26 protein-coding genes and 1 tRNA gene are annotated in these 25639 nt (G+C 64.2%); 6 read left to right on the top strand and 21 right to left on the bottom strand.

Annotation, left to right across the window (positions count from 1 at the left end; translation table 11 throughout):
• Positions 1 to 719 (top strand): MerR family transcriptional regulator (locus BLIN9172_RS16845; protein ID WP_219618602.1); only part of this gene is annotated, 719 nt, incomplete at its 5' end.
• A 44-nt stretch (positions 720 to 763) separates the two neighbouring features.
• Here BLIN9172_RS16845 and BLIN9172_RS18770 read toward each other — a convergent pair.
• From BLIN9172_RS18770 to BLIN9172_RS16825, 4 genes are all read right to left on the bottom strand, one after another.
• A complete protein-coding gene (locus tag BLIN9172_RS18770; protein WP_308297980.1) occupies positions 764 to 1045 on the bottom strand; it encodes a DUF6363 domain-containing protein in 282 nt (93 codons plus the stop codon).
• Positions 942 to 2207: a restriction endonuclease gene (locus BLIN9172_RS16835; RefSeq protein ID WP_240812214.1), complete on the bottom strand. Its 1266-nt coding sequence runs from the start codon at positions 2205 to 2207 to the stop codon at positions 942 to 944. The genes BLIN9172_RS18770 and BLIN9172_RS16835 overlap by 104 nt, the downstream gene beginning before the upstream one ends.
• A gap of 420 nt (positions 2208 to 2627) precedes the next feature.
• Positions 2628 to 2834 (bottom strand): helix-turn-helix domain-containing protein, encoded by a 207-nt coding sequence (locus tag BLIN9172_RS16830; RefSeq protein ID WP_101556069.1) that lies wholly within the window; start codon positions 2832 to 2834, stop codon positions 2628 to 2630.
• Positions 2834 to 3301, bottom strand: a complete 468-nt coding sequence (locus BLIN9172_RS16825; protein WP_170286959.1) for a DUF2975 domain-containing protein — start codon at positions 3299 to 3301, stop codon at positions 2834 to 2836. The genes BLIN9172_RS16830 and BLIN9172_RS16825 overlap by 1 nt, the downstream gene beginning before the upstream one ends.
• A 361-nt stretch (positions 3302 to 3662) precedes the next feature.
• Between BLIN9172_RS16825 and BLIN9172_RS16820 the strand changes: the two genes are divergently transcribed.
• Together BLIN9172_RS16820 and BLIN9172_RS16815 are read left to right on the top strand one after the other, a co-directional pair.
• Entirely contained in the window at positions 3663 to 4916 is a 1254-nt protein-coding gene (locus tag BLIN9172_RS16820) for an AMP-binding protein (RefSeq protein WP_240812215.1), read from the top strand.
• A 38-nt stretch (positions 4917 to 4954) separates the two neighbouring features.
• Positions 4955 to 5887: a 1,4-dihydroxy-2-naphthoate polyprenyltransferase gene (locus tag BLIN9172_RS16815; protein WP_101556067.1), complete on the top strand. Its 933-nt coding sequence runs from the start codon at positions 4955 to 4957 to the stop codon at positions 5885 to 5887.
• Positions 5888 to 6024: 137 nt separating this feature from the next.
• Here the strand turns inward: BLIN9172_RS16815 and BLIN9172_RS16810 are convergent, their stop codons facing one another.
• Positions 6025 to 6315, bottom strand: coding sequence for a DUF4229 domain-containing protein (locus tag BLIN9172_RS16810; RefSeq protein WP_101546796.1), 291 nt, complete (start codon positions 6313 to 6315; stop codon positions 6025 to 6027).
• 84 nt (positions 6316 to 6399) lie between these two features.
• On the opposite strand from BLIN9172_RS16810, the gene BLIN9172_RS16805 reads away from it, so the two are divergent.
• Complete coding sequence (locus BLIN9172_RS16805; RefSeq protein WP_101556066.1) at positions 6400 to 6843, top strand: PLD nuclease N-terminal domain-containing protein; 444 nt, start codon at positions 6400 to 6402, stop codon at positions 6841 to 6843.
• 325 nt (positions 6844 to 7168) lie between these two features.
• Here BLIN9172_RS16805 and ccsB read toward each other — a convergent pair whose 3' ends face one another.
• The 14 genes from ccsB to BLIN9172_RS16735 form a co-directional block, all read right to left on the bottom strand.
• Complete coding sequence (ccsB, locus tag BLIN9172_RS16800) at positions 7169 to 8173, bottom strand: c-type cytochrome biogenesis protein CcsB (RefSeq protein WP_101556065.1); 1005 nt, start codon at positions 8171 to 8173, stop codon at positions 7169 to 7171.
• Between the two features lie 155 nt (positions 8174 to 8328).
• Positions 8329 to 9996 carry a cytochrome c biogenesis protein ResB gene (resB, locus tag BLIN9172_RS16795; protein WP_240812216.1) on the bottom strand — a complete coding sequence of 556 codons (1668 nt, stop codon included), beginning with the start codon at positions 9994 to 9996 and terminating at the stop codon, positions 8329 to 8331.
• Complete coding sequence (locus BLIN9172_RS16790) at positions 9996 to 10706, bottom strand: cytochrome c biogenesis CcdA family protein (RefSeq protein WP_101556072.1); 711 nt, start codon at positions 10704 to 10706, stop codon at positions 9996 to 9998. The genes resB and BLIN9172_RS16790 overlap by 1 nt, the downstream gene beginning before the upstream one ends.
• Positions 10707 to 10756: 50 nt before the next feature.
• Entirely contained in the window at positions 10757 to 11356 is a 600-nt protein-coding gene (locus BLIN9172_RS16785; protein WP_101556064.1) for a TlpA family protein disulfide reductase, read from the bottom strand.
• Complete coding sequence (locus BLIN9172_RS16780; protein WP_101556063.1) at positions 11353 to 11994, bottom strand: histidine phosphatase family protein; 642 nt, start codon at positions 11992 to 11994, stop codon at positions 11353 to 11355. The genes BLIN9172_RS16785 and BLIN9172_RS16780 overlap by 4 nt, the downstream gene beginning before the upstream one ends.
• Complete coding sequence (gene hemL / locus BLIN9172_RS16775; RefSeq protein WP_101556062.1) at positions 11994 to 13352, bottom strand: glutamate-1-semialdehyde 2,1-aminomutase; 1359 nt, start codon at positions 13350 to 13352, stop codon at positions 11994 to 11996. The genes BLIN9172_RS16780 and hemL overlap by 1 nt, the downstream gene beginning before the upstream one ends.
• A gap of 69 nt (positions 13353 to 13421) precedes the next feature.
• A complete protein-coding gene (locus tag BLIN9172_RS16770) occupies positions 13422 to 13889 on the bottom strand; it encodes a MarR family winged helix-turn-helix transcriptional regulator (RefSeq protein WP_101556061.1) in 468 nt (155 codons plus the stop codon).
• Positions 13889 to 14917: a porphobilinogen synthase gene (gene hemB / locus BLIN9172_RS16765; RefSeq protein WP_101556060.1), complete on the bottom strand. Its 1029-nt coding sequence runs from the start codon at positions 14915 to 14917 to the stop codon at positions 13889 to 13891. Before hemB ends, BLIN9172_RS16770 begins: the two co-directional genes overlap by 1 nt.
• Before the next feature lies 1 nt (position 14918).
• Entirely contained in the window at positions 14919 to 16523 is a 1605-nt protein-coding gene (locus BLIN9172_RS16760; protein WP_101556059.1) for a bifunctional uroporphyrinogen-III C-methyltransferase/uroporphyrinogen-III synthase, read from the bottom strand.
• On the bottom strand, positions 16520 to 18997 hold the full coding sequence (gene hemA / locus BLIN9172_RS16755) for a glutamyl-tRNA reductase (RefSeq protein ID WP_101556058.1): 2478 nt from the start codon (positions 18995 to 18997) through the stop codon (positions 16520 to 16522). The genes BLIN9172_RS16760 and hemA overlap by 4 nt, the downstream gene beginning before the upstream one ends.
• A complete protein-coding gene (locus tag BLIN9172_RS16750) occupies positions 18994 to 19689 on the bottom strand; it encodes a redox-sensing transcriptional repressor Rex (RefSeq protein ID WP_101556057.1) in 696 nt (231 codons plus the stop codon). Before BLIN9172_RS16750 ends, hemA begins: the two co-directional genes overlap by 4 nt.
• Positions 19690 to 19722: 33 nt before the next feature.
• Complete coding sequence (locus tag BLIN9172_RS16745; RefSeq protein ID WP_101556056.1) at positions 19723 to 19968, bottom strand: glutaredoxin family protein; 246 nt, start codon at positions 19966 to 19968, stop codon at positions 19723 to 19725.
• Between the two features lie 72 nt (positions 19969 to 20040).
• Positions 20041 to 20139 (bottom strand): 30S ribosomal protein bS22, encoded by a 99-nt coding sequence (locus BLIN9172_RS16740; protein ID WP_009882927.1) that lies wholly within the window; start codon positions 20137 to 20139, stop codon positions 20041 to 20043.
• A 252-nt stretch (positions 20140 to 20391) separates the two neighbouring features.
• Positions 20392 to 21588 (bottom strand): acetoin utilization protein AcuC, encoded by a 1197-nt coding sequence (locus tag BLIN9172_RS16735; protein ID WP_101556071.1) that lies wholly within the window; start codon positions 21586 to 21588, stop codon positions 20392 to 20394.
• Positions 21589 to 21647: 59 nt separating this feature from the next.
• Here BLIN9172_RS16735 and BLIN9172_RS16730 point away from each other — a divergent pair, with 59 nt between their 5' ends.
• Together BLIN9172_RS16730 and BLIN9172_RS16725 are read left to right on the top strand one after the other, a co-directional pair.
• On the top strand, positions 21648 to 23066 hold the full coding sequence (locus BLIN9172_RS16730) for a TrkH family potassium uptake protein (protein WP_240812218.1): 1419 nt from the start codon (positions 21648 to 21650) through the stop codon (positions 23064 to 23066).
• Positions 23059 to 23721 carry a potassium channel family protein gene (locus BLIN9172_RS16725; RefSeq protein ID WP_025777778.1) on the top strand — a complete coding sequence of 221 codons (663 nt, stop codon included), beginning with the start codon at positions 23059 to 23061 and terminating at the stop codon, positions 23719 to 23721. Before BLIN9172_RS16730 ends, BLIN9172_RS16725 begins: the two co-directional genes overlap by 8 nt.
• Before the next feature lie 197 nt (positions 23722 to 23918).
• Here BLIN9172_RS16725 and BLIN9172_RS16720 read toward each other — a convergent pair.
• Together BLIN9172_RS16720 and BLIN9172_RS16715 are read right to left on the bottom strand one after the other, a co-directional pair.
• A tRNA-Gly gene (locus BLIN9172_RS16720) sits at positions 23919 to 23989 on the bottom strand.
• 117 nt (positions 23990 to 24106) lie between these two features.
• A complete protein-coding gene (locus BLIN9172_RS16715) occupies positions 24107 to 25168 on the bottom strand; it encodes a putative endonuclease domain-containing protein (RefSeq protein WP_145997993.1) in 1062 nt (353 codons plus the stop codon).
• Positions 25169 to 25639: the final 471 nt, after the last annotated feature.

Genomic DNA, 25639 nt, shown 5'->3' with positions numbered 1-25639 from the left:
ACCTGAGAGGTGCCCCTTTCTTGAACGGGAATGTTGACTTAGAACATCACCATTTTCCCAGCTCAGGAGGGGCATTTCCATTCCACGAACGGCTTGATCCGGCTATTTACATCGGTGGATCAAGGCTTAGAATTCGGCGACTCGTCGAGCTCGGTGCCCCCCTGTCAGAAATTCGCCACTTGGATCTCGCCGACATGCAGCACCAGGAATCAGACGAATACACAGATAAGCTGCGCGAGTTGGACGAAGAAGCCGAGGCAGCGATCAGACGCCTGCATGCCATTCGCGCCCAAATCTCACACGAACTCGCTGTGCACCCTCAGCACGGATCCAGATCACTGGACGGGCTGGGGCCGGCTGACGAGGAATTCATGACAGTGGCCTCGCGAATACTCTCCGATGAGTCCCTCTCGGCGTGGAATACACTGCGCGAACAGGTTCCCGGCCATCAGGCACTGGTGGAATTCAGCCAACTGACGGAAGACGCGAATCCCGATGAGCTGACCGACCTGCCGGATAGGCTTGCAGCGGTGGTGCACCAACTGCACGCCGAGGCACCCGAGCTGGCTTCACCGACATTCGCGTCGGCACGAGGCCAGCGCTTCGGCCAACAAGCGCTCCAAGTCGCCGTCGCGGATCTATATAATCTCACGCAGTTGGAAGTTCTATTGCGAACAAGTGTCATTCTCAGCGATCAGGCCGCAACACCTGAGGACTAGATCCGGTCAGATCGGCCAGGCCAGCAGGTCGAACTACCATCTCGTTACGCCTGCTTCACCCCGAGGAACTCGCACATCGCCGGCAACTCACGACGCGATTGAGAGAGCCCCATCCGGTGCGCAGCAGCGAGGCGGCGCAGATCGCGGGTGCCGTTGTCGACCGGCATGCGCTCAGGGGCGAAGACATGTGCCTTACCCTCCTCCTCGAGGGCGAAGATGCGTTCACGTGTCTCGTTGTACCTTGCCCACCGGGTCAGCAGCGCCTCCCCCAGCGCCGGGTACCGGCGAAAGACCTGGCGGTAGACCGAGGGGAAACGCTGCGGCACCTTCCGGTACGAGCGTTCCTGCGTGAGCACGATGACGAACTTCTCGAAACCCTCGCGCTGGGCTTGGCTCAGCGCGATTCCACCGTCCTCGCCCATCGCGCCGTCGACGTAGACGTGCCCGTCCAGGTCCAGTAGTGCGGTGGGCTTCATCGCAGATGACCAGGTCGAAGTCAGGCAACCCCTTGTCGAATGCACCCATCCCGGGCAACCCGGCTTCGCCGCGCTGGGTACCTGCCTGCTGAGCCTGATGGATGACATCGATGGACTGGTAAGTGGAGAACACCACGCTGACCGACTCGTCACCGGTCGAAATATTGAAACGTGCCGCCAACTTCTTCGGGTCAGTAGTGGCAGGGAATCCAAGATCGTGGACGGACACATCTTCAGATTGCTTCCGCCCCACCGAAGTATCGGAACAAACAGCGAAAGGCCGCAGATGAACGTTCGCTTGCGCCGTCCACTCATTCAGCGACTGCTGCAACAACGCAATAGACGGTACGAGGAAGAGAACACTGCCTCCCGCTGGGACATATTGCTCGACCAATGAAAGCGCTGTGAAGGTTTTTCCTGTGCCGCAAGCCATAATCAGTTTTCCACGATCATTTTCGGTGAAGCCGTCGATGACGTCATCAATGGCTTCGCGCTGATACTTGCGCGGTTGCTTGCCTGGCTTGGCTGTCAGCTCGTGGGGTCGGTCAAGGTCAAAGACCGACCAGTCAATGGTGGATTCAGCGAAGTCTCGCAACCGGATGCGTTGAACTTCCTTCGTCTGACCGGCGAGAGCGGCCTCTGCATGTGATGACCACTGATCGGTCGATGACACGATCATGCCCCGAGCGAATGGTTCCTTACCGAGTTCGGTGAAGAACGAATCGATGTGGTGTTTCTCAAGCTTTCGCTCGGGATCGTAGAACTTTGCTTGAATCGCGACGAGCTCACCCGTATAACGGTCCTCGGCGACAAGATCGATACCGGTGTCGACCCGCCCTTCACGGCCTGGCCAGTGCTGCCATCGCCAGACCTTCGAAAACTGGTCGGCGTACTTCGGTTCCGTTTGGAGGTAAGACTCAAGGAGTTCTTCGAACTTTGATCCCTTGTCGTGCTCGCTCGTTGCTGAGAAGTAGAGGCGGTCAAACACCTCATCAAAAGCCATAGCCGTCATATAAACGATTATGCCTGCTTTGAAAGGCCTTTTCGTCAGTAAAAACCACGATCTCATAACAAGTCGCCGCCCACGACGTGGATGAGCATCAGGCTCGAAAGACACTGCCCCCTGGGCACATCCGGCTTGGAGGGTGCGACAATGGAACCACTGGCCCCACAGCATCTTCACAGTCCGCATAGAGTCCGCAAGAGAGTCGGAAATGACCAACTTCAGTCAACATAGCCAACGCTATAACCCCTGGTCAGCTCTAGTGTTCAAACACTCCCAACACCAGTCAACGCCAGTCCAGGCGTTCCCCTGGTACTACTGAGAACAGGTCGAAACCTCTCTTCAGAACAGGCGAGCGACGGTTGAGCCCGTCAGCTTTCCCGGTCCTCTGCTGGCAGATGCGTCGCCCGTTGCAAATCCTCGCCCGGTTCAGTCGTGCTCGTATCGGAGCAAGTCAGCAGGCTGGCATTCAAGGACACGACACATCGCGTCCAATGTCGACAAACGCACCGCTTTCGCGCGCCCATTCTTCAACACTGCCACGTTGGCCGGGGTGATACCGATCGCGTCCGCGAACTCGCCGACGCTCATCCTCCGCTCAACCAACATTCGGTCGATAGTGATGTGGATGGCCATCACACCACCGCGGCCAACTCAGCACGCATCCCGATCGCACTGTTCAAAAGCGTTCTGAGCACAAGAGTGACGCAGGCAACCACCACGAAACTCAAGCACGTCAGAACCTGGATGATCGCCAGGAACAGACTTCCCGCCTGTCCGATGCTGATCACAACGAATCCCACAACGATCAGCACAGCCGCGAATACGAACGCACCCACAAGCACATCGACCCAGACAAGCGACCGGCGCTCGAGCACGGAACCGGTATAGATACGGCAGACGAGCAACGCCAGCATGGCCAAGGCAATGAGACCGACCACCATGAACGTGATCCCCAGGGCAAGCAGTGGACCACGAAGGCCCGCGAACTCCGGAAACTCTGCCCCGAGAGCTGTCGCGAATCCTGGCAACAAGGACACCGCTCCGAGGCCGACAACGAACATTACGCCCAGGAGAGCCTCTGTCGCGACGATGAGGGACAAGGGCGGACGTGGTAAAAAGGAAGTCATACATCGATTTTCGATAGATATCTATCGTTTGTCAATAGCCATCCCGGAGGTGGGGATCTATCGACGCTTCATCTGCTGCCTTGATCCACGCGGCGCGGAAGTCACGACTCCGCACATGGCTGCCGGTTGCATGTCTTCCACCGCGCTGACAACGCGGGGCGCCCATTGCGATAGAATCGAGTACCTCCGGCCAGTCCGCACAGAGTCCGCAAAAGAGCTTTAAGTGATCAATCTCTGCAAACGCAACCAGGACCACAATCCCTGGTCAGCTCAACCGCTCGAACACGATCAACACCAGTCTGCGCCTTGCAAGACTGTCCGCAGGTACAGCTGAGTGTCCGAGACGATCGTCAACGGGCGTCAGCTCAGAGCCGCCGAGCTGCCCGAGGCCATCGACCGGGCACTCGCCGGGACCTCGATCCTCATCCTTCCATCGGATCGGGACGGTGCCGTCACCGAGGCGGCACCCAGTCTGTGGGCAGGGCAGGGTCCAGCCCCGGCCCTCATCCTCTTCACCTCCGGATCGACCGGGACGGCGAAGGCAGTGGCCTTGTCAGCTGATGCGCTGACCGCCTCGGCGCGGGCGACCGAACGGTTCCTTTCCGGGCCCGGCGACTGGCACCTGTGCCTGCCGGTCAACCACATCGCCGGGCTCCAAGTCGAGCTGCGCGCCCGCTTGGCGGGCCGCGCCCCGGTCAGGGCCGCCTCGGCGAGGTTCACCGCCCAGTCCTTCGCCACCGAGGTGACCGCCCTGGTGGAACGGGCGGGCGACCGACCGACGTACACCTCGATCGTGCCCACCCAACTCCACCGGATCCTCGAGGACGGCCTCGCCACCGAGGCAGCCGGACGGATCTCGCACATCCTCCTCGGCGGAGCGGCGATCTCACCGTCACTGCTCGACCGCGCCGAGGCCGCGGGACTGGCGATCGTGCGGACCTACGGGATGAGCGAGACGGCGGGCGGCTGCGTCTATGACGGGGTGCCCTTCGACGGGGTCGAGGTGACCATCACCGACGCGGGGACGATCGACCTGACCGGGCCCGTCGTGGCCGCCGGCTACGTCGAGATCGGCGCCGACGGAGCGATCACACCGGTCGACTCCCCCGCTCTCACCGTCGACGAGGCGGGACGGCGGATCATGCACACCAGCGATCTGGGTCGGATCGATTCCGGTGTGCTCAGCGTGCTCGGTCGAGCCGATGACATCATCGTCTCCGGGGGCACGAACGTCTCCCCGCACGCCCTGGAGACCGGCCTGCTGCCGAGCTGGCAGAAGGCGGGAATCGAGGAGATGCTCGTGACCTGGGTGCCCGACGAGGAATGGGGCAGACGGATCGTCGCGCTCGTCCGCCTCGCCGACGGCGGAGGTGGTGTCGGAGCCGAGGATCCGCGAGCATCGGCACAGAGGCTCAACGCCCTCGATCACGGGATGACGGGGCAGCTGCTGCCGCAGCTCGTCTTCCCGGTGGCCGAGATTCCGAACCGGTCGATCGGCAAACCCGATCGCCAGGCGGCGGCCCGCATCGCCGCCGATCTCATCGCGCGTGATGCGAATACCCATACCGGCGAACTACCGGTAACATGAGACGGCTCCACAATTCGACAGGAAGGTGAGCGAGGACTATGGCTGATGCCGCCCAGTGGATTTCTGGAGCTCGACTGCGAACTCTGCCCCTGGCTCTCGCACCCGTCCTCATCGGAACCGGCGCCGCGATCGGATCGCTCGGCGGATTCACCGCATTCATCCTCGACGACATCTCGGGCAAGGACGACCACGTCAGCTTCGGACAGATCCTGCTGCGCGGATTCCTCGCTCTCCTCGTCTCCCTGTGCCTGCAGATCGGCTCGAACTACGCCAACGACTACTCCGACGGCACCCGCGGGACAGATGACGAACGTGTCGGACCGGTCCGGCTGACCGCAACCGGGCTGGCCGAACCTCACGAGGTCAAACGGGCCGCCTTCATCTTCTTCGGCCTGGCCGGGGTCGCGGGCATCGTGCTCATCCTCATCTCACAGGCCTGGTGGTTCCTCATCGTCGGAGCCGCAGCCGTCGCCGCCGCCTGGTTCTACACCGGTGGCAGACGGCCCTATGGCTATATGGGCCTCGGCGAGGTCTTCGTGTTCGTGTTCTTCGGACTCGTGGCGACCTTGGGCACGATGTGGATGCAGGTCGGTCATCTCAGCCTCAGCGGCTGGGCCGGTGCCGTGGCAATCGGCTCTCTGGCCTCGGCTGTGCTCATGGTCAACAACCTCCGCGATATCCCGACAGACATCGAGGCAGGCAAGATCACTCTGGCCGTGAGGATGGGCGACAATGCCGCACGCATCGCCTATGCGGTGCTCGTGCTGCTGCCGTTCGCGCTGCTGGCGCTGGCGATCCTCGACGGACATCCGGCCGTGGCCTTGGCGATCCTCGCCCTCGTCCCAGCACTCAACCCACTCAAGACGGTACTCAGCGGCACAACGGGCCCTGGCCTGATTCCGCCGATCAAATCCACCGGATTGACCGGTTTGGCCTTCTCCGCACTGATGGGTCTCGGTCTGGCGCTCTGAGGCATTTCAGTGCTGACGCCTGGTGTTCCAAGGCTCAGTCGCCTGGCGTTCCAAGGCTCAGCGCGCTGAAAGGCCCCGGCTCATTCGGATCTGGGCCGCCTCAGCCGAGCCGCAGCTCATTAGGCTGAGCCACAAGTTCATTTGGACTGGTCGCCGTCTTCTCCGAGGCGCTCCTCGACGATCTCATCTTCTGCAGCTTCATCGGCGCCGACGCGCTTGGGCTTGGAGGCTCGCTTGGCGACCTTTGCTTCGATCTCGGTCGCTGCTTGGGCGCGCATCTTACCGAGCAAGAGGTAGCTCAGCAGCGCGCCGATGATGATGGCGGCGATCGCCATGACGAGATTGAAGCCGAGGAACGGGAACAGAACGAGGCCAGCGGCGATGATGAGGCCGAAGCGAGCGAGTGTGTAGAGCCAGAAGGTGCGCATTGAACTCATTTTAGCCTCCGATCGTGACAGTCTTGTCACCGCTCGCTGGAGGCCGCGCTCAGGTTGGTGGACTATCCTTGTTGCATGGCTCGACTACTCATTGCCGCGATCGTCCTGGCGGCAGCGGTGACACTGTACGGACTCTTCGATTGCCTGTTGCGCGATCGGGGTCTGATTCGGGTCCTGCCCAAACCTGTATGGGCACTCATCATCCTCTTCATTCCCGTCCTCGGGTTCATCCTCTGGTATCTGTTCGGACGCGGTTCGGAAGACAAGCCCACCCGCGGCACCCGCCTTCGCGGTCAGGCCGCCCCTGATGATGATCCAGACTATCTGCGACAGGTCGATCGCGAACTCAAGCTCGGCAAGCATGCGCCTCCGGCTCAGGACAACGACGAGAAGAAGCCTCCGCGCGATGATTCTGCCAAGCCGGATGATGACAGCGATCCCGCGGATTCCTCCGCTGATACGTCAGCCGACTCCGACGACCGGGGCACCAAGGGCGACGGCCGCGGCCGTCCGAACTGATTTCCCCTTTCGCACCGCCGCTGTTCGACGACGGCATCGACACCGCAGGTGCGTTGCCACTCTGCGATCCAGCGAGAAGGCACACTTTTCTCTGAACGGCTCACCGAGGAACGTGGTGATTTCAGAGCAGCCCGAGCCGAAACTGTCGTCCGCCGCCTGATCACGGCATCGAACCAGCACGCAGACGGCCCAGTCTGAGGCGGAGAGCCCAGTTTCAAACATGGGCTGTTCGCCTCAGACTGGGCCGACAGCAGTTATGGCGCCCGGTGCAGGCGGTGGCTCCCGGTGCTGGACGTCAGAGCGGCCTTGAGAGCGGCCCAGCGCTTCAGTCGAGCCCGGAGTACGAGTGCAGGCCGTTGAAGTACATGTTCACGACGGTGAAGTTGAAGATCACCGAGGCGATGCCGATGAGGTTGAGCACGGCCACCTTCGTCGGGCCCCAACCGCGAGTCGCACGTGCGTGCAGGTACGCGGCGTAGATGACCCAGACGACGAACGTCCAGATCTCCTTCGAATCCCAGCCCCAGTAACGGCTCCAGGCCACTTCCGCCCAGATGGCACCGGCGATGAGTGTGAACGTCCAGGTGATGAAGCCGACTGCCGCGATCCGGTAGGAGATCCGCTCGAGGTCGGTGCTCGAGGGCAGACGGTGCAGGAACCGCAGCCACTTCGGGTCCTTGGTCTCGTGTACGCTCTTCAGAATCTGGAAGACTGCGAGGATCGCAGAGATGTAGAGGAGTGAGGTCGAGAGGATCGCGATCGGCACGTGGATGGCGATCCAGTACGAATCCAGCGCCGGGATGAGCTTCGCGGCAGGCGTGTAGAAGACGGTGATCGCCAGTCCCAGGCACAGCAGCACTCCCCCGGAGACGAACGTTCCCAGGTAGCGCACGTCCTTCTTCGTCAGCACGACGAGGAAGACGATGACGGTGATCGCGGTGGCGGTGAGGACGTACTCCATCATGTTGCCCCACGGCACACGGGAGACAGACAGGGCCCGGGTGAGAACCCCGCCGACGTGCAGCAGCATGGCGAGCACGAGCAGCGAGGTGCCGATGCGGGCTCCGCGGTGCATGTTCTTCCGGGACGACTTCACCGTCGCGGAGTCGTCGTCGCCGGGCCGGTCGAGGACGGCAGTTGTCGCCGTCTTCCGGTTCGTCCGCCGCACCGTGGTGGCCTTGGCCGAGGTGGCGACCTCGGTTTCGGAGGTCTTGAGCTCACGCGCGCCGAAGAGATCGAAGGCGTAGAAGATCATGGCGACGGCGTAGACGATCATCGCCGAGATGATCAGCTGGTTCGACCACATTGCGAGGTCAGTGTTGACGTCCATTCATCCTCCGCACCGCTGAAGTGCTCTTCTGTCGCAGGTTGCTGCTGCCAGACTCTCTGTCTGACCATATGTCGGTGCGCGCCCTGCCGACTCCGTGACGAAGCCACCGGCGACGCGCACTCCGCGGCTATTCTACTCCGCGTAGTACTTCGGGTTCATCTTTCGTCATCGTCACCGTGCTGACCTTCATCGGGTTCCGGATCACGCAGGTCCTTGACCAGGCCGTCGACGGCGCGTTCGACCATCGGATCCTCACCGCGGGCCAGAGCGGCCACCTCGGCGTCGCCGTTCTTGATCCGCACCCATACGCGTCGGCGGGGAATGAACAGGGACAGGCCGAGCCCAGCCAAGACGAGGATCGCGCTGATGAGCATGAGGGCCTGTGTCGGGTCCTGGGAGATGTCGACGGCGATGTACTTCTTGACTCCGTCGAAGGTCACCGAACCGCCGTTCGGCAGCTTCTGCGTCTCCCCCTCGGCAAGCTGGATGACGAGCGGGTTGCCCGACTCATCGGTCATCTCCGTCATGTTCTCCGCGTCGAGGGAGTACACGGACTGCGGGACTCCAGAATCGAGGCCGAGGTCACCGGTGTACCCGCTCATCACGAGGTAGGGGTTGCGCAGCTCTGCGAAGCTCGAGATCAGCTCCCCGTCCTCATTCTGCGCAGCCGTCGGCAGGAACACCCCGACGAAGCCCATCTGCGTGCCGGCCGAGTCCGGGACCTTGATGACGCCTTCGGAGGTGTAGCCGGGGTCTCCGCCGTCCGGGATGAACACCTGCGGACCCGACTGGACGATATCGCCCTTCGCATCACGCACGGTCACCTCGGGGGCGTAGCCGTTGCCGGTGAGATAAACGCCGACGCCGCCCACGCGCACCGGCTCGTTGACCTTGAGGACGTGCGATTCGGTCGTCCCGTCCGCCGACGTCGTCACCTTCGCATCGAAGGTGCGCGGCTGACCGAACTGGTTGCCCGCCGCCTGATCGTCGAAGGTGGAGGTGAAGGAATCGAGCTTGAGCCGGAAGTCCGGCAGATTGTCGGCATCGTAGTAGGAGCCGGGTTCGAAGGAATCGTAGGAGACCAGCGAATTCGAGAACGTCTCCCCCTCGACGAGGATGCGCTGACCTTCATAGCCGAACAGCGATCCGATCGCCATCGTCAGGGTTGCCATGAGCAGCGCGATGTGGAAGACGAGGTTGCCGGTCTCGCGGAGATAGCCGCGTTCGGCGGCGATGTGATCGGACTGCCGGTTGATGCGGTACCCCGACTTCTTCAGCCGAGCCTCCGCTGCGTCGAGGAACGCCTCATCCGCATCCTCACGGGCCTCTGCGTCTGCCTGCGCCGAGGTGAAGGCGGCGTATCCGGGCATCCGGGACAGCCGCCTCGGTGCTTTGGGCGGGGACGAGCGCATCGCCTTCCAGTGCTGCTTCGTCCGCGGGATGATGCAGCCGACGAGGGAGATCATCAGCAGGAGGTAGATCGCGGAGAACCAGACCGAGGAGTAGACATCGAACATCTGGATCGTGTCGAGGAACTGCCCCCAGGCACCATTGTTCTCCAGGAAGGTGTTCACCCGGCCCGGGTCCTGGATCCGCTGCGGCAGCAGAGATCCGGGGATCGCGGCGAGGGCGAGGATGAGCAGGAGGATCAGTGCCACACGCATCGTCGTCAGCTGGGTCCAGGCCCACCGGCACATGCCGATGAACCCGAGCTGCGGCTGCGTCACGGTCGACTTCGCGGCAGGCTTGTCTCCCTGCTTCGCCGTCGTCTTCGCACCCGATTTCGGCTGTGTCTTCTCCGAGCCTTCGGTTGAGCCCGCCACTAGATCACCACTTCGAATCCATTGATGAGACCTTGCAGAGAGGTCATCCACATGTTCCATACGCCGCTGGCCATGAGCACACCGAGGATGATGAGCATGATGCCCCCGGCCCGCACGATCGCGGTCTGATGCTTCCGCACCCAGACGAGTCGCCCCGCGCCCTTGTGAATCGCCAGCGCCAGGAGGATGAACGGGATGCCCAGGCCCAGACAGTAGACGAAGGCCAACAGCGCTCCGCGCCAGATCATCCCGTCACCGCCGAAGCTCACCGACATGCTCAGCACCGCCGACAGGGTCGGTCCCACACAGGGCGCCCACCCGAGGGCGAAGGTCGCTCCGAGCACAGGTGCGCCCCAGAGTCCGGCCTTCGGTCTGGCACGAATGCGACGTTCGTTCTGCAGCAGACCGAATCCGCCCATGAACACGAAACCGGCGAGGATGACGATGACGCCGAGGACGCGGAGGATGACCGACTGCCATTGGGAGAACAGCGCTCCCAGCGCGGAGAAGCTGGTCCCCAGCAGCACGAAGACGACGGTGAAGCCGAGGACGAACAGGCTGATGCCCACGACCACTCGCCACGTCTGCTTGTCCCTCAGCGAAGAACCGGACAGACCGGTGACGTACCCGACATAGCCGGGAACCAGGGGCAGCACGCACGGGGAGGCGAACGAGACGAGTCCGGCCAGGGCCGCTGCGCCGGCAGCCATCAGCAGCGGGCCGGAGAGGACGGTCTGGGCGAAGTCCGCCCCGAGTCCACTCACTCGGCCAGCACGTCCTCGATGAGTCCCTTGAGAGTCGAGGCATCGATCTCACCGACGACTCTGGCCGCGGCCCGGCCCTTCGCGTCGAGGACCACCGTCGACGGGGTGGCCTGCGGGGGCAGGACTCCGGAGAGCAGAGACACCATCTCACCGTTCGAATCGAGCATGTTCGGGTACGGCACCTGGTAGTTCTGGATGAACGCGTTGGCCGCAGCCTCTTGGTCGCGGACGTTGACGCCGATGAACTGGGCCTTGTCCCCGAATTCCTCGGACACGGACTTCAGGTCCGGGGCTTCTTTCCGGCACGGCGGGCATGCCGCGTACCAGAGGTTGACGACCACCGGGGTGGGACGCAGATCGGCCAGAGACATGGACTTCCCGTCGAGGGTCTCGAAGCTCAGATCGAGGGGTTCGCCGCGGTCCTCGGCCGCCACCTGCGAGACGACTCCCGAGCCGGAGACGTACCCCTGGTCGGATCCGGCCTGATCGGCCAGCTCATCGTTCTCGCTGCAGGCGCTGAGCGCCAGGGCCGTTCCGGCGGCGAGCGCCGAGGTGAAGAGGGCCCGACGGTTGAGGGAATGGCGTCCGAAACTCATGCTCCCGCCACCGCGGTGCCCGGCTGCAGATCGGCACAGATGCTCTCATAACTCACGGACACCAGTGTGGAGGAATCGAATGTGAAACTGGTGATAGAAGCCAGGTCACATTCGCGTCTGCGCGGGTCGTGGACGAGTGAGCGTCCCTCCCCCGACAGGCGGCTCATCCAGATCGGCAGCTGGTGGGAGACGATGACTCCTTCGGCGTCCGGACCGTGGCGGTCGAGCTTGGCTCTCAGACTGGCCATCGCGGCCCGCATGCGCAGCACGATCTGCTTGTACGGCTCTCCCCAGGACGGGGTGAGCGGGTTGTAGAGGCGCACCAGGTTCTTCGGCTCCGCCAACCGACGCACGCCCAGCTTCTGTCCCTCGAAGGAATTCGCCGCCTCGATGACCCGATCGTCGTCGAACACCGGCAGGTCGAGGGACTTCGACAGCGGACGAATCGTCTGCTGGGCCCGCAGCAGCGGGGAGGCGACGAGTTCGACGGGACGAGTGGGCGCGGCATGGAAGTGCTCGGCCACGCGCACAGCCATCTCGTGTCCGCGCTCGGTGAGACCGAAATGGGGCAGACGTCCGTAGAGGATGCCGTCGGGATTGTCGACTTCGCCGTGGCGGACGAGGTGGATGGTGGTCATCACTGCGCCTTCCCGGCCTCCGGAACCGCGGCCGCAGCCTTGGCCGCCGCCGGCAGGGCGCTGATGATCCGATCGAGGATCTCATCGGTGTGGGCGTAGGACAGGAACCAGGCTTCGAACGCGCTCGGGGGCATATGGATGCCCTGATCGAGCATGGCGTTGAAGAAGGCGGTGTAGCGGCCGACGTTCTGAGCCCGTGCCTGCTCGTAGTTCGTCACGTCGGTATCGGTGAAGAACACGGAGAACATCGAGTTCGCCGACTGGATGGCGTGGGCGACGCCCTCGGCTTCCAGGCTGGCAACGACGGCCGGGCGCAGAGCGTCCGCGGCACGACCGATGTGCGAGTACACGTCGAGTTCGGTCGTCAGCTTGAGCGTGGCCAGTCCGGCAGCGGTGGCCACCGGATTGCCCGAGAGCGTCCCAGCCTGGTAGACGGGGCCGGATGGGGCGAGGTGGGCCATGATCTCGGCGCGACCGCCGAAGGCCGCTGCCGGGAAGCCGCCGCCCATGACCTTGCCGAAGGTGAACAGGTCGGCCGGGCCCTCTGGGTAGCCGAGAGTCTCGGACTCATAGCCGTACCAACCGGCGGCGGAGACGCGGAAACCGGTCATCACTTCGTCGCTGATCATCAGCGCACCGTGTTCCTTGGTCAGCCGACGGATGGTGTTCGTGAAACCGTCGCGGGGAGGCACTACGCCCATATTGCCGGGGCTGGCCTCGGTGATGACGCAGGCGATGTCCGCCCCGTGTTCGGCGAATACGGCTTCGAGACCGGCGGCGTCGTTGTAGTCGACGACGATCGTGTCCTGTGCCTGGGCGCCGGTGACTCCGGGGGTGTCGGGCAGAGAGAACGTGGCCAGTCCGGAGCCGGCCTGGGCCAGCAGCGAGTCGACGTGACCGTGGTAGCAGCCGGCGAACTTCACGACCTTGGACCGTCCCGTGTAACCGCGGGCCAGACGGATCGCCGACATGGTGGCCTCGGTGCCCGAGGACACGAGACGGACCTGGTCGACGGGATCGACGCGGCGAACGATCTCCTCGGCGAGTTCGACCTCACCGGTCGAAGGCGTGCCGAAGGAGAATCCCTTGACGGCGGCTTCTTGGACGGCGGCGACGACCTCGGGGCGAGAGTGGCCCATGATCATCGGGCCCCAGGACCCGATGAGGTCGATGTAGTCGTTGCCGTCGGCGTCGCGCAGCCACGCACCGGTCGCCTCGGTGATGAAACGGGGGGTGCCGCCGACGGCCTTGAACGCGCGGACCGGGGAGTTCACTCCGCCGGGGATGACCGCCTCGGCGCGGGTGAAGAGGGCGGCGGACCGATCGGTGGTGTGACCGTTCGTCTCTGCTGTCGTCATGGTTCTCCTCTGATTCTTGGCGGTTGGGGTTTCGTCCCGGGAACGTTCTCAGTTATGCGTGGGGACGGTTCAGGAGCCGTCGATGTCTGTCATATGGTCGAAGACTTTGGTGAAGATCCGCCCCAGGGTCTCCATCTCCTCGGGGTCGAGAAGATCGACGAGGTGGCTGCGGACTCCGGCGACGTGATCGGGTGCCGCGGCCCGCAGCAGCTGCCATCCGGCCTCGGTCATCACGCAGTTGACCCCACGGCCATCCTCGGGGATGGCGGAACGCTCGAGCAGTCCGCGCTTCTCCATTCGGGCGACGCAGTGGGTCAGCCGGGATCGGGACATGGTCGTGTCGGTGGCGAGCAGCGCCATTCGCATCGTCCGGTCGTCGTGTTCGGACAGACGTACGAGGATTTCGTATTCGGGCAGGCCGATGCCGTGCTTCTCACGCAGCTCCTTGTCCAGCTGTGTGCTGAGCAGCTGAGAGCCGTTGAGGTAGCTGCGCCAGGCTCTCTGGTCGACCGCCGAGAGCCAGCGAGGCTCGGTCATCACCGGCCTCCGCGGGCGTCGCGGTCGGACATGTGGCCGGCGGCCTCCACCTGGAGGCGCTGGGCGACCTCGGTGGCCCAGTAGGTGAGGATCGCATCGGATCCGGCACGTTTGAAGGCGATGAGAGATTCCTCGATCGCCTTCTCCCGGTCGATGGCTCCGGCGGCGGCCGCGAATTCGATCATCGCGTACTCTCCGGACACCTGGTAGGTCCACACTGGCACTATGGACTCCTGAGCCACCTCGGCGAGTACGTCGAGATACGGCAGCCCCGGCTTGACCATGACGATGTCGGCGCCTTCGGCGAGGTCGAGGCCGAGTTCGCGCATCGCCTCACGGCCGTTGGCGGGATCCTGCTGGTAGGTCTTCCGATCGCCCTGGAGTTCGGAATCGACGGCTTCGCGGAAGGGACCGTAGAAGGCGGAGGCGTACTTCGCGGTGTAGCCCATGACGACGACGTCGGTGAATCCGGCGGCGTCGAGAGCTTCGCGGCAGTAGGCGACCTGACCGTCCATCATGCCGGACAGGCCGAGCACGTGAGCTCCCGCGCGGGCCTGGGCCAGCGCCATCGAGGCGTAGCGGTCGAGGGTGGCGTCGTTATCGACCGCACCGTCCTCGTCGAGGACTCCGCAGTGGCCGTGGGAGGTGAATTCGTCGAGGCACAGGTCCGCCATGATCACGGTGTCATCGCCGAATTCGTCGGCCAGCAGCGACAGCGCCCGGTTGAGGATGCCGTCGGGGTCATCGGCCTGTGAGCCGATCTCATCCTTGTATTCGGGGATGCCGAAGAGCATGAGTCCGCCGACTCCGGCCGCCACCGCTTCCCGGGCGGCCTCGAGCAGGGAGTCCAGCGTGTGCTGGACGACTCCGGGCATACCGCTCAGCGGCAGCGGTTCGCTCAGCCCCTCCTTGACGAACATCGGCAGGATGAGGTCGGAGGGATGGACGCGCACCTCGGAGACGAGCCGGCGCAGTGCCGGGCTCGACCGCAGTCGGCGGGGACGGACGGTTCCGGGAACCAATGACATGTCAGGCCTTCCTTCTGCGGCGCTTCTGACTCGGACGCTGCGGGGAGATCCCGGCTTCCACGTCGTCGGCGCGCTGGGTGAGTGCGAAATCGACGAGTCCGTCGATGAGCGAGGTGAGGTTGGCTTCCTCGGCGAGGACGTCGACGCGCAGCCCGTGTTCGGCCGCGGTGTTCGCTGTCGCCGGGCCGATGCAGCAGATCACCGAGGTGGGTGCGGGTTTGCCGGCGATGCCGACGAGGTTGCGCACCGTCGATGAGGAGGTGAACAGGAAGGCGTCGAAGTCGCCGGCCTTGATCGATTCGCGGATCGGCGCCGGCGGCGGGGACGCGCGGACCGTGCGGTAGGCGGTGACGTCGTCGGGGTCCCAGCCCTTCTCCAGCAGCCCGGCCACGAGCACCTCGGTGGCGATGTCGGCGCGGGGCAGCAGAACCGTGTTCATCGGGTCGATGTCATCGACGAAGTCCGGCCAGGCTGCGGCCAGGCCACGTGCGGAGTGCTCCCCATCGGGGACGAGGTCGGGGGTGATTCCCCAGTCGACCAGCGCTGCGGCGGTACGGCCTCCGACGGCTGCGACCTTGACTCCGGCCATCGACCGGGAGTCGAGCCCGAAGTCTTCGAACCACATGCGCACCGCGCGCACGGCGTTGACGGAGGTGAATCCGACCCATTCGTAGGATCCGTCGACGAGGCCGCGGATCGCCTTCTCCATCTGGGTCGGTGTGCGCGGCGGCTGGACGGCGATGGTGGGCACGACGGTGCCGACTGCACCGAGTTCGGCCAGGGCTTCTGCCGTGGAGGTCCCCTGTTCCTTCGTTCGTGGGATGAGCACCTGCCAGCCGAAGAGCGGTTTGGATTCGAACCAGCTGAGTTCTCCTCTGGATTCCACTCCCTGTCCCATGATCACCACCATACGATCCGAACCTGTCTGCGCCATGGACAGCGCCTGTCTCAAGGTCGTCTCCACGCTTGTCTGCTCGACCGTGGAGATGCCCCACCCGAGGAGGACTTTCGTATCCTCGTCCCAGCCATCGGCGAGCAGTGCCTCGATGGCCTGTTCGTGAGCGGCGGCGCTGCCGGTGAGGACATGGGTGGTGTTGCGGTGGCGAGAGACGTCGACGTGGGTCTGCGGTCCGGCTTCGATGAAACGCACGGATCGGACGCGGTTGGTCGTCAGCGCGGTTCCGGTGTAGGCCGCGGTCGAGGCGGAGAGTCCGACTCCGGGCACGATCTCGACCTCGACCTGTTCCCTGCGGCAGACTCCGGCTTCCGCGGTCGTGGTGGTGAAGATGATTCCGTCGTCCGAGCTCAGCCGCACCACGGTCTTGTCCGGGCGGGCGAGTTCGGCCATGCGCCGGCCGCGGGTCGAGGCGGCGACTCCGAGGTCGGCGGCATCGATGAGCGTGGCGGCCTGCGGCACGTAAGCGGTGACGATCTCGGAGTGGACATCGGCGTCGTAGACGACGGTTTCGGCGGTGGCGAGGATTTCGGCGCCGCGCATCGTCATCAGACCCGATTCGCCGGGTCCGCTGCCGATGAAGACGACGCGCGGGGCTGCCGGCAGGAGTCGGCGCGGCTGCACCTGGCCCGTTGTCGGTTGGCTGTTCATCCCTGCTCCTGAACCTTGACTGGGGTGAGGTGATCGGCGCTGGCTGCCGGATCGATGCCGAGCCTGCCCAGGAGGTCCTCGGCGGCGGCGGTGCCGAGTTCGTCCGCGACTCGGGCCAGTTCCTTCTCGGTCACCGACAGCTGCTGCTCGCCGGCGGTGCTCCAGTCGACGTCGAGGAGAGCAGGCAGTTCGGCGCTCTGACGGGTACGGGCGAGCTTGCCGTCATCATCGGCCATGACGGCGTCGACGATGAATTCGGTGCCTTGGATCTTCGCCAGCGCGCCGATGGGAGCCGAGCAGCCGGCTTCGGCGCGGGAGAGGATCGCCCGTTCGCAGGTCACGGCGAGGTCGGTCGTCTGGTCGTGGATCCGACGCAGAGCGGCCCGGACCTCGGCGTCGCCGTCGAGGATGTCCGCGGTGGTGGCGAAGGGACTGTCGGCGCTGCGTGTCTCCACCGCCAGTGCTCCCTGGCCGGGCGCCGGAAGCATGACGTCGAAGCCCAGCGAGTCGGTGGCCTCGGCGAGCCGACCGATGCGACGCACCCCGGCGGCGGCGAGGACGACTGCGTCGAGGCGACCGTCGCGGACGTGGGCGATGCGGGTGTCGACGTTTCCGCGCACACCCCGGACCTCGATATCGGGACGTGCCGCACGCAGCTGCACGGCACGACGCGGCGAGCCGGTGCCGATGACGGACCCGGCGGGAAGGTCAGCCAGACCGAGCCCGTCACGGCCGATGAGGACATCGGCCGGGTCGACGCGCGGCGGGATGGCTGCCATCTGGATTCCCGCCTCGGGGGTGGTGGGCAGGTCCTTGAGCGAGTGCACGGCCAGATCGATCTTGCCCTGGTGAAGGGCCTGCCGGACGGCGGAGACGAAGACTCCGGTGCCGCCGAAACCGGCCAGCGGCGACATGTTGACATCGCCCTCGGTGACGACCTCGACGATCTCGACGCGCCAACCGGTCAGCGCCGCGATCTGGTGAGCGATCGCCGTGGACTGAGAACGGGCCAGCTGGGACCGGCGGGTGCCCAGACGCACGGTGCGACCGGTGAAGTGTTCGGGTTCGACGATGTCGAGGGTGTGATCGGCGACCGGACGGACGCCGTCGGCCTCGACATGGTGTGCACTGGCGGCCGTCGCGACCTTCGTCTCCGGAGCGGTCTTGGCATGGGCGACCTTGTTGACCGGCAGGTCGAAGAGCTGCATGAGCGCCTGAGCGTAGTCGACCTCGGATTCGGTCACAGCGAGTTCCTTGACCTTCACGGTCGGGGTGTGGATGAGCTTCTCCGCCACCCGATGCAGGGACTTTCGGATCTCTGCGAATGACTTCTCGTCGACCGAGTCACCGAGCTTCTTCTCCAGGCGCTGAGTCTCGGAGGCGAGCACATCTTTGGCGTGGGAGCGCAGCGCGGTCACGGTCGGAGCGACCGAACGCTCCCTGTAGCCGGTGGCGATGTTCTCGAGCTCGGCGGCGATGATGGAGCGCACCTCTTCGACAGTGCTCACGACCTTCGCGTCGCGTTCCTTGTCGGACCCGCGCAGGAGTTCGCGGATCTCGCCGAGGCCGAAGAGGGCGACATGTTCGAACTCGCGGACGCTGGGGTCGATGTCGTGCGGAAGGGCGAGATCGATGAAGGCCTTGTTCGCGGCACCCTTGGGGTTCTGTGAGAGCCCGGCGACGATGTCGTCACGGCTGACCACGACTCCGCGAGCACCGGTGCAGGAGACGATGAGGTCGGCGTCGGCGATCTCTTCGGCCATGATCCGCGGGGTGAGTTCACGGGCGCGTCCGCCCACCTCGGCGACGAGGCGTTCGGCCTTGTCCAGCGTGCGGTTGAGCACGGTGATGTGGGCGACGCCTTCCTTGTGCAGTCCGGACACCACGAGGCCCGACATGGCTCCGGCACCGATGACCAGGGCATTGGCGGCGCGCAGGGATCCGATATGCGCGGCCGAGGCTTCGATGCCGGCGCCGAACAGGGACCGCGCGACGTCGCCGAGGTCGGTCTCCGAATGGGCGCGCTTGCCGACCCGCAGCGCCTGCTGCAGAGCCTGGGAGAGTTCGGACGTCAGCGCCTTGTCCGACTGCGATTCCGTGAACGACGAGCGCAGCTGACCGAGGATCTGAGCTTCGCCGATGGCCATGGAGTCCAGCCCGCAGGCGACCCTGAGCAGGTGCTCCATGGCCTGATGGTCGTAGTGCGCGTAGAAGTGCCCGGCGATATCGGACCACTCTTTGTCGATCGAGGACACGAGTGCATTGCCGAGGTCGGCCAGTCCCCCGTGGAAGGCGGAGACATCGGCGATGAGTTCGAGACGATTGCACGTCGAGAGCACCGCGAGTCCTTCGACATTCTCTCCGGCCAGGGCGTCGCGGCGCAGAGTGCCGACCTCACCGGCGCCGAAGGCCATGCGATCGAGCATGTCGATCGGAGCCGACTGATGTGAAATGCCGAGAACCAAGAGAGTCAATTCCTGTGCTCCTCAAAACCAGGGTTGAGCGGTGCCGTGTCCAGCGCCGAATAGTATGCGAGTACTTGCAGCTCACTGGCCAAGTCGACCTGATGGACACGGACGGTATCCGGTGCGTCGAGCACGGTGGGTGAGAAATTGAGAATGCCGCGCACACCTGCTTCGACGGCCTTCTGGGCCGCCGCGGATGCCGCGGCTGCGGGGACGGCCATGACCACCAGGTCGATGTGCTCGGACCAGGCGGGCAGGTCGTCCAGGGAGGAGACGGTCAGGGCACCGATGGAGGTGCCGATCTTCTCCTCGTCGATGTCGAACACGGCGGTGAGTTCCAGACCGCGGCGCCGGAATCCGGCATAGTCGGCCAACGCCGAACCGAGGCGTCCGGCGCCGATGATGGCGACGCGCCGGTCGCGGTCGAGGCCGAGGAACGTCCGCAGGGTCGCGGTCAGCTCCGGACAGGAGTAGCCGACCCCGCGGGTTCCCGATCGCCCCAGCTGAGACAGGTCCTTGCGCAGAATCGACGGGGACACACCGCTGCGCGCGGCGAGGTCCTCCGACGAAATTGTGTCCTGGCCGGTGGCGGCGACCGTCTCGACGGTCTGCAGATAGATCGGGAGCCGGGATATCACGCGCTCGGGGACGTCCTTGCGAACGACACCCTCAATCCTGTTGGCGGACAGAATCTCGCCCACGAATCCGCCTCACTCCTTCAATTTCAATCGATCTCATGCGCCCAAGGCGTCGAGCGCCTTGGACAGCCGATCCTCATCGACTCGATGAAAACTGTGTTGTCGCCCGTTGAGGAGAACGACCGGAACGTCCCAGCCGTACTGCGCGGCCAGATCGTCATCGGTGTCGATGTCGATCTCGGTCACGGTCACGTCTCTGCCCGCGGCCACCTCGGTGACGGTCTGCAGCGCTTCAGCGCACAGATGGCAGTCGACACGCGTGAGAAAGGTCAGGTCGACCATGGCTCACTCCTCATCGGGTGCAACAAACCCCGCCGAGAAATCACTCGAGCGGGGGCGTAGGACCGTTGGGTCTTACTTCTTGTTGCGACGCTGGTGACGTGTCTTGCGAAGCTGCTTGCGGTGCTTCTTCTTCGACATACGCTTGCGGCGCTTCTTGATGACTGAGCCCACTCGGGTACCCCTTGTGCTTGTCGGTGGAGGGTGAACTTCAGGTGCCCACCCATTGAACTAACCGTGCAATTCTATCGCTTGGCCGCCTGCTTTCCCAAAACTGTGTCCAGATCCACAACGGCCGAGCCAGACGATCCGCGCGACAGCGGGGATCGGGTTCGACTCAGATGATGTGAGCAGCAAAGCACAAGACGAGTGCGGGCGACGCGGGACTCGGTTCCGACCGGGGCGGCACCTCTCGACCGGCGCCGCTCAGTCGAAGTAGGGGTCGAGGGCGAAGAAGGGGAAGGTGTTCTTCCGGGTGCCCATCACGGCACGGTCGAGTTCCGCTTCGGGATCGAATCCCTTCGACCAGGGTTCGAAGGCTCCGTCGAATCCGTCGGTCATCGACAGCGGCGCCTCCCTTCCGGTCTTCGTCTGGGCGTAGGAGGCCCAGCGTCCGGGAATCCGTGCTCCGGGATCGATATCGAGTCCGGCGGCGACCGCCAGGAGATTCGTCCAGGCGCGGGGCACGACGTCGATGATCGCGTATCCCCCTCCCCCGACCGACAGCCACCGCCCGTCGGCGTGGTCGACGGCGAGATCGCGGATGCGTTCGGCAGCGGTGCGCATGGCGTCGACGCTCAGGCGCATATGGGTCAGCGGGTCCTCCCTGTGACCGTCGCAGCCGTGCTGGGAGACGATGACCTGGGGTTCGAAGGCGGCGACGATCTGCGGGACGGTGGCGTCGAAGGCGCGCAGCCAGTCCGCGTCGCCCGTGCGCGGGGGCAGTGCGATATTCACCGCCGAGGCGGCCGCCTTGAGTCCGCCGATATCGGCGGGGTACCCGGTGCCGGGGAAGAGGAACTTCCCCGATTCGTGGATCGAGATCGTGAGCACTCGAGGGTCGTCCCAGAAGAACGCCTCGACACCGTCACCGTGGTGGGCGTCGACATCGAGATAGACGATGCGCTCGTATCCGGCTTCGAGGAATTGGGTGATCGCTCCGGCTGCGTCGTTGTAGACGCAGAACCCGCTGGCCTTGCCCGGCATCGCGTGGTGCATTCCACCACAGAAATTCACCGCCCGGCGAAAGTCACCGGAGATGATAGCGTTCGCGGCGTTGACGCTGCCTTGGAACAGCAGCGCCGAGGCGGTGTGCATATTCTCGAACCCGGGAACATCCTCGGTGCCGATTCCGAACCTGTTCGCATCCTGCTCATCGAGGCCCTCAGCGGTGCCGGCCTGTTTGACGGCGGCGATGTAGTCGGGGTCGTGGAGGCGGGCGAGCTTGGCCTCATCGATCTCTCCGATGGGATTGACGTGGACGTTGTCCGCGTCGAAGAGCCCGAAGTCCTCGGCGAGCTTCGCTGTCAGGTCGAGCCTGAGAGGGTGCATGGGGTGGCTGGGACCGAAGTTGTAACCGGTCACCTCGTCGTCCCAAACGACATACACATCATTTTCGGCCATGCCCACCATGCTATATGGCGCAGCTCACTTGCGCCGATTCCGGGGCCACCGGCTCTACCATGGTGATTGTGTCCAAGAATTCCTCGCCGCGCCTCGATTGGCTGCTGAAGCCGGGCCGGTGGGTCCGTGACTTCGTCGACGACCTCGCCGTGGCCTCACCGGCACAACTGGCGATCGGGTCCTTCGTCGCCGTCGTCGCGGCGTTCGCGATCCTGCTGATGCTGCCGGCGAGCATGCGCGACCCCGGTTCAGTCGACCAGGCCACACACATCGCGAACTCGGTGTTCGTGGCGGTCTCCGCCGTGTGCGTGACCGGGCTGACCCCGGTCGTCACGGAGGAGTACTGGTCAGACTTCGGGATCTCGATCATCACCGCCGGCATCCAGGTCGGCGGTCTCGGAATCCTCACCCTCGCCTCGGTGCTGGGCATGGCTGTCTCCAGGAGGCTGGGAGTCCGGCAGCGACTGATCGCTCAGCAGGCCACCTCGGCGCTCAATCTGGGTCAGGTCGGCTCGCTGCTCAAGGCCGTGGTCATCACCATCTTCACCGCCGAATCGATCCTCGCGGTGCTGCTGTTCCCACGGTTTCTCATCCGCGGGGAATCGCTCGGCGACTCGATCTGGTACTCGGTGTTCTATTCGATCTCGGCCTTCAACAACGCCGGTTTCACCATCCACGAAGGCGGGGCGGCGTACTTCGCCTCCGATCCATGGATCCTGTCGCTGATCATGGTCGGCGTGTTCGTCGGGTCGCTGGGCTTTCCCGTCGTGCTCATGGTCACGATGTTCTGGAATCGGCCGAGCCGCTGGGATCTGCATACGAAGCTGACTCTGACGACCACGACGGCGGTCCTGGCCGTCGGGCTGCTGCTGCTGGCGCTGTTCGAGTCGGCGAACCCGGCGACGCTCGGCGATAAGAACGCCGGTCACACATTCATCGAAGTCCTGTTCATGGCCGTGATGCCGCGATCGGGAGGGTTCTCGACGATGGAGATCGCGGACATGAGTCAGGCGTCGCACCTGCTCATGGACCTCATGATGTTCATCGGCGGCGGATCGTCCTCGACGGCCGGCGGAATCAAGGTGACAACAGTGGCAGTGCTCATTTTGGCAGCATTCGCCGAGGCCAGGGGCCTGCAAGACGTCCACGTATTCGGTCGGCGGCTGACCTCCTCGACGATCAAACTGTCGATCTCGATCCTGCTCACGGGTGCGATGATCGTCTTCGTCGGCACGCTCGCAATGCTTCAGATCAGCTCCGAACCGCTCGATCGGGTCCTGTTCGAGGTGATCTCGGCCTTCGGCACCGTCGGGCTGAGCTCCGGAGTATCGGCATCCTCACCGAATCTCGGCCTCTATGTGCTGGCGGTGATCATGCTCATCGGCCGACTCGGTACGATTACACTTGCGGCTGCTCTGTCCATGCAGGACTCCGCCCGTCTCTACCGCTACCCCGAGGAAAGGCCGGTCGTTGGCTAACGAACACACCTCAATCCTGGTCATCGGACTGGGACGCTTCGGATCCTCGACCGCGGCGACTCTGGCCAAACTCGGTCGCGAGGTGATGGCCATCGAGCACAATCCCGAACTCGTCAAGGACTGGAGCGGCAAACTCACGCACGTCGTCGAGGCCGACTCGACGAACATCGACGCTCTGCGCCAGGTGGGTGCCGGTGACTTCTCTACCGCCGTCGTCGGCATCGGAACCTCGATCGAGGACAGCGTGCTGACCACGGCCAACCTCGTCGACCTGGGCGTGACGCAGGTGTGGGCGAAGGCGATCTCGCCGTCGCACGGCAAGATCCTCCACCGCATCGGCGCCCACCACGTGCTCTATCCGGAGTCGGATGCCGGCCGCCGCGTCGCTCACCTGGTCAGTTCGCGGATGATGGAGTACATCGAGTTCGACGAGGGCCATTTCGCCGTGGTGAAGATGCGTCCGCCGCGAGAGATCCAGGGCTTCACCCTCAGCGAGTCCGGTGTTCGCGACAAATACGGTGTGACAATCGTCGGCATCAAGAGTCCCGGCCGCGACTTCACCTACGCCGACCCGACGACGCGGGTGGGCAAACAGGACCTGCTCATCGTCGCCGGGCACGTCGAGCTGCTGGGTCGGTTCGCCGGGCGCCCGTAGGCTGCGGGGCGGTGCCAGAGATAACCGCGGGTTCAAAGTGTGAAAGCAGTGACTTCGAGCGGTGCATCTGCATTTCGAAGCAGTTGGTGCACCGGTCAGGTCCGACACCACCGCGGCGGCACGCGCTGCGAGCGGCGATCGCCCCGCAACGTGGGTCTCGGATCGCTGGCACAGGAAGTGTGATTGCGCAGTATGAGAGCGGGCGACGGGAATCGAACCCGCGTCGTCGGCTTGGGAAGCCGAAGCTTTACCATTAAGCTACGCCCGCACGTCGCCACCGAATTCGAACTGTTCGCCCAGGCAGGGCCCGGTGCGATCATGCCGTGGTCAGCGACTCGGACCAGTCTACAGCGTGTCGCCCGAGGCGCATCCGACATTCGCGGGTTCAAAGTGTGAAAGCAGTGACTTCGATCGGGGCATCTGCATTTTCAAGCAGTTGGTGCCGTGGTTGGGTGCGAGCTCGGGAACGCACTCGTGGAGCAATGAACTTCCTCAGGTGCGGTGCCTGCCCGAAGAGTTTGGTTGCGCATTCTTCAAGGTGAGTCACCTCGGTGAAGTTGAGACGGACGATTCGGTACCCCAGCTCCAGCAGCCGATTGTACTGACGAACCTCTTTGCGCATCAGCTGAACTCCGTTGTCGGCATATTTGGAGAAGCCGTCGACGAGAACGATCGTCCGCGATTCTCTGTGCAGAAAGTCCACACGAGCGATGACTGTGTGACCATCCCAGATCCTGGCCTGCTGACTGAATCCGGTCAGCCTCAGCTGCGTGAGGATGTACGCGAAGCGACTCTCTCCGTAGCTCTCCGACAGCGGACCGATCGCCGACAGCAAGCGCTGCGCTCTCACCTGGCCTTTTGAGAGTCGGCCCAGCACGGGCAGGAATTCCTCGGCGATTCGGCGCTCGGCCAATGCCAGCGTGTCCGGTGGGTAACCGAACCTGGCCGCTGCGTCCGCTCCTGCGTCGGAACCGAATGTCGATCTGCGCAGACACGACTCCAGCGCGGCGAAGCCCTCCGGTTCACCGAGTTGGCCGATGAGGTCGAATGCAGTGCGAATGGGCGAGGTGAGCGCCATCTTGCCGATGCGGACGACGCCCTCATCAGGAATGGTCTTGGAGGTCCTCGACACATCGGCACTGCTGTGCCGCCTCGTCGGATGAGCGATGAAGACCTTCCCCCGAGGCGGTCGATGCAGCGGAAGGTCATGGACGAATGCGGCGGAGACTCCCCAGATCACGTCGTCGAATCGGTAGTGCGGGTACGAAGCCACTCGCAGCTTCTCGAACATGTCGAGGAGTTCGAAACGAGGCCTCCCCGACTCCGGGTCGGTCTGCTCGACGACTCTGTGAATCCACGCTTCATCCGTGATGAACTCCGCTATCGCACCATGTCTGGGATTCGCACAGCGGGCGATGACCGAATACATCCCTTGAGTGAGTGCCAAAAGGCAGCAGTCTTTGGCGTCACGGATGCATCTGCTCTGCACCCCACGCGCCCTGAGTTCACTGGTGCGGACCACGTTGTACATGCGGCAAGACTGTCGCTGCGCATGGGACTCTGACAAGGCCTCCTCAACCGCCTGTGGACTCGCCCTCGGCATCCACACCCATGGGACGTCCGAGTCCGCCGGCTGTCAACAGTCCACGGCGCTCGAGTCACCGGTGCTTCCGGACCCGCGTGGTGCTCGATTACAGCCGAGTTCTCAGCGCAAGGATGCGTGCGCCGAGGCGGTCACGACGCGGCCACAACGCTGCGGTATCCACAACCGCGTGTTCGAAGTGCATGCGTCCCTCTCTGTCAGGCTGGTTGTGAGTCACTCAGTCTGACACTGAGAGGAACACTAACCATGACCATCACTACTGGATACAGCGTGGCAGAGATCCGGTCTTTCCTGGTTCAGTACGACCAGATCCCC

The sequence above is a fragment of the Brevibacterium linens ATCC 9172 genome (genome assembly GCF_900169165.1).
Classification (GTDB): Bacteria; Actinomycetota; Actinomycetes; order Actinomycetales; family Brevibacteriaceae; genus Brevibacterium; species Brevibacterium linens.
This window is presented reverse-complemented; position numbering and strand designations above follow the sequence as displayed.

Coding starts and splice junctions, on each gene's coding strand:
- BLIN9172_RS16730 (WP_240812218.1), top strand. CDS start 21,648: ATGGTGATTGTGTCCAAGAATTCCTCGCCGCGCCTCGATTGGCTGCTG.
- hemL (WP_101556062.1), bottom strand. CDS start 13,352: ATGACGACAGCAGAGACGAACGGTCACACCACCGATCGGTCCGCCGCC.
- BLIN9172_RS16810 (WP_101546796.1), bottom strand. CDS start 6,315: ATGCGCACCTTCTGGCTCTACACACTCGCTCGCTTCGGCCTCATCATC.
- hemB (WP_101556060.1), bottom strand. CDS start 14,917: ATGTCATTGGTTCCCGGAACCGTCCGTCCCCGCCGACTGCGGTCGAGC.
- BLIN9172_RS16835 (WP_240812214.1), bottom strand. CDS start 2,207: ATGACGGCTATGGCTTTTGATGAGGTGTTTGACCGCCTCTACTTCTCA.
- BLIN9172_RS16805 (WP_101556066.1), top strand. CDS start 6,400: ATGGCTCGACTACTCATTGCCGCGATCGTCCTGGCGGCAGCGGTGACA.
- BLIN9172_RS16815 (WP_101556067.1), top strand. CDS start 4,955: ATGGCTGATGCCGCCCAGTGGATTTCTGGAGCTCGACTGCGAACTCTG.
- BLIN9172_RS16760 (WP_101556059.1), bottom strand. CDS start 16,523: ATGAACAGCCAACCGACAACGGGCCAGGTGCAGCCGCGCCGACTCCTG.
- BLIN9172_RS16780 (WP_101556063.1), bottom strand. CDS start 11,994: ATGACCACCATCCACCTCGTCCGCCACGGCGAAGTCGACAATCCCGAC.
- BLIN9172_RS16790 (WP_101556072.1), bottom strand. CDS start 10,706: ATGGCTGCCGGCGCAGCGGCCCTGGCCGGACTCGTCTCGTTCGCCTCC.
- BLIN9172_RS16735 (WP_101556071.1), bottom strand. CDS start 21,588: ATGGCCGAAAATGATGTGTATGTCGTTTGGGACGACGAGGTGACCGGT.
- BLIN9172_RS16785 (WP_101556064.1), bottom strand. CDS start 11,356: ATGAGTTTCGGACGCCATTCCCTCAACCGTCGGGCCCTCTTCACCTCG.
- BLIN9172_RS16770 (WP_101556061.1), bottom strand. CDS start 13,889: ATGACCGAGCCTCGCTGGCTCTCGGCGGTCGACCAGAGAGCCTGGCGC.
- BLIN9172_RS16745 (WP_101556056.1), bottom strand. CDS start 19,968: ATGGTCGACCTGACCTTTCTCACGCGTGTCGACTGCCATCTGTGCGCT.
- ccsB (WP_101556065.1), bottom strand. CDS start 8,173: ATGGACGTCAACACTGACCTCGCAATGTGGTCGAACCAGCTGATCATC.
- BLIN9172_RS16830 (WP_101556069.1), bottom strand. CDS start 2,834: ATGGCCATCCACATCACTATCGACCGAATGTTGGTTGAGCGGAGGATG.